Origin of the sequence: Methylobacterium sp. WL18 (assembly GCF_008040015.1) — a bacterium.
In the GTDB taxonomy this organism is placed as follows: Bacteria; Pseudomonadota; Alphaproteobacteria; order Rhizobiales; family Beijerinckiaceae; genus Methylobacterium; species Methylobacterium mesophilicum.
The window spans coordinates 1-2,064 of the sequence record NZ_VRVD01000749.1 but is presented as its reverse complement, the minus strand read 5'-3'; the positions used below and the strand labels follow the sequence as shown (position 1 = coordinate 2,064).

The 2,064-nt window shown below is 67.4% G+C and carries 1 protein-coding gene and 1 pseudogene; both read right to left on the bottom strand.

Translation table 11 applies throughout. The features are described from left to right. Window positions 1–836 (bottom strand): HAMP domain-containing protein (locus FV228_RS27820; protein ID WP_147857455.1); only part of this gene is annotated, 836 nt, incomplete at its 3' end. Window positions 837–1,680: 844 nt separating this feature from the next. Beyond that, window positions 1,681–2,064 (bottom strand): annotated as a pseudogene (locus tag FV228_RS27815) (chemotaxis protein); the annotation flags it as partial.

The following is a 2,064-nucleotide window of genomic DNA, read 5'->3' as shown; positions in this document are numbered from 1 at the left end:
GCCCGGACGAGGTCGCGCGCCGTCCGCGCCCGGGCGTCGTGGTCCAGCGTCCGCCGCTCGATCATCGCCGCCTGGAACGCCGCGATGGCATGCGCCATCTGGCCGATCGCGTCCTGGCGCTCGGTGAACGGGATCGTGTCGTCGAGCCGGTCCGCCGCCAGAGCCTGCATGGCGGCTTTCAGGCGTCTCAGGGGCTTCTGGATCTGGGAGACGGCGATCCAGATCGCGGCGGCCAGCGCCAGGGCGAGCGCCACCGCCGGCGCCACGATCAGGGCGACGATCGCCCGGCGCTGCTCGATGACGCCGGCCGCGCGCTGGTCGTTGAGGCGGGCCAGCACCTCGCGCCCGAGGCCGCCGATCTCCGCAATCATGCGTTCACGGTTCTTTACCGTGGATTCGTCGGTGGCCTGGATCAGGGCGGCCTTGGGCGAGATCGTCAGGCCGAGCTCGGCCGTGTCGGTCTGGTAGGCGATGAACTCCTTCACGAAGAGGTCGAACCGGCGGCGCCGATCCGGCGGCAGTTGATCCTCCATCGCCGCCAGGAACGGCACCTGCACCTGTTCCACCGCCGCCAGGGCGTCCTGCAGCCCGGAGAGACGCGTCCGCGCTTCCTGCGTGTCCTCGGCGGTGTAGAGGGCGGTGGCCTGCACGACCGCGTGCTCGATGGCCTGTCTCAGGGCGCCGGCTTGAAGCCCGGCATTCCAGATCCGGTCCGTGGCGGCGGCGCGGTCCTGCTCCCACAGCGATTGCCGGACGGCGAAGGCCGAGATGCCGAGAGCCACGAAGCCCAACAGGCCGACGACCGCCGCCAGCTTGAAGCCGAAGGAATTGCGCATCTGAAGCACGATACTGTTCTCTTCTGGACCGACGCACGATCGCGTCGCGGCAAGGCGCCTGGCCGAAGGCGGAAACGGCGATGTCGAAGGGTGAGGAGACCGTCCGGCGATCGAGATCACTGGGCACGTGGCCGGGTTCGAGGCGAACCCAGTGCTCGGGACGATGCGCCAGGCGTTGGATCTGCGCGCCGCAGCCTCAGCGCCGGCGGATCGCCGGGCCGAAACTCAGCCGTCTCCGGCATGGCGACGCGCAGCCCTGACGGAACGAGCCCGCCGGATCAAAAATCGACACTGCAAACATGGGATAGCGGGACGGTTCGGCGACGTTGCTTTGGCTCTTCGTATAAAGATACGAGCCAAAGACTCGGTCCGTCAATACACGTAAAAGTTGTCAATACTGAATTTGTTTTTTTATTTACGTTCAAATATACACAAGTTTAATTTTCAATCATAGAACCCGCGATACCGTTTTTATTGTATTCAGAAACAATACAAAGCCGGTGCGCCCGGATATGACACTATCGGCAGCGCGGCCGCCTGCGCTCGCACGCAGGACGCGCTTGGATCCGATCATGCCTTGGCGACAGGCCTGTTCCGCTACCCCGGGCGATTCTGTTCGCGCTCCGTCCCGCTGGGAACGAACGGCGACGTCGGAAACCCCGGAGGATCGCGGACGTGTCCAGGCGTTTCCATCGCGCGCCGCAGCAGTGCCAGCCCCCACAGTTCGGCGTGGGAGCGGTCCCGATCCATCTCGGGCCGCTGGCCAGCCTTTTCAGGACGGTCGCGCGCGCCCTGGCTGTCTTGTCCGGCGCCCGACATGCGGTTTCAGGCACCGGGTCGAACCTTACGCAGCGTGGACCTGCCCCAGGAAGGTCTCGATCGCCTGCTGCAGGGTGCGGGTCCCGGTGCTCACCCGGGAGGCGCTGCCACGCACCTGCTCGGCCTGCACCTCGTTGGAGGCGGCCGCGGCGCGCACGCCTCCGACGCTCTCCGAGACCTTGTGCGAATCCGCCGCCGCATCCGCGATGGCCCGGGCGATCTCCTGGCTGGCCGCGCCCTGCTGGTCCGCCGCATGGGCGACCTCGGAGGCGATGACGCTCATCCGGGCGATCGTCTCGCCGATCGACGCGATGGCGCCGACCGTGTTGGCGGCGGCCCCCTGGATCGACCCGACCTGGCCGGTGATCCGGTCGGTGGCGAGCGCGGTCTGGCCGGCGAGCGCCTTCAC